The organism is Salinarimonas soli (assembly GCF_008386575.1).
GTDB classification, from domain to species: Bacteria; Pseudomonadota; Alphaproteobacteria; order Rhizobiales; family Beijerinckiaceae; genus Salinarimonas_A; species Salinarimonas_A soli.
The window spans coordinates 1-230 of record NZ_VUOA01000262.1 but is presented as its reverse complement, the minus strand read 5'-3'; the positions used below and the strand labels follow the sequence as shown (position 1 = coordinate 230).

General features: G+C 67.4%; 1 protein-coding gene. It reads right to left on the bottom strand.

What is annotated here, in order from left to right; translation table 11 throughout:
- The coding region (locus F0L46_RS26510; RefSeq protein ID WP_210247720.1) for a hypothetical protein at nt 1-230 on the bottom strand (230 nt) is incomplete at both ends.

The following is a 230-nucleotide window of genomic DNA, read 5'->3' as shown; positions in this document are numbered from 1 at the left end:
GGCCGTGCAGGGCGGGGTTGCCGATCAACCAGGTCATGACGTCCTTCGCCACCTGGCTGGTGGGACGCGTCCCGACCTTCTGCGCCTGGATGGTGCTCATGAAGCCGTGGGGCATGGTGGTGCCGTACGCCAGGGGCAGGATCGGGCGGTGGCGGCCCATGACCCATCCGACCTCTTGGTCGCAGTACTTGCTCTCGCCGAACCCGTCGTGGAGGAACACCACCATGGCG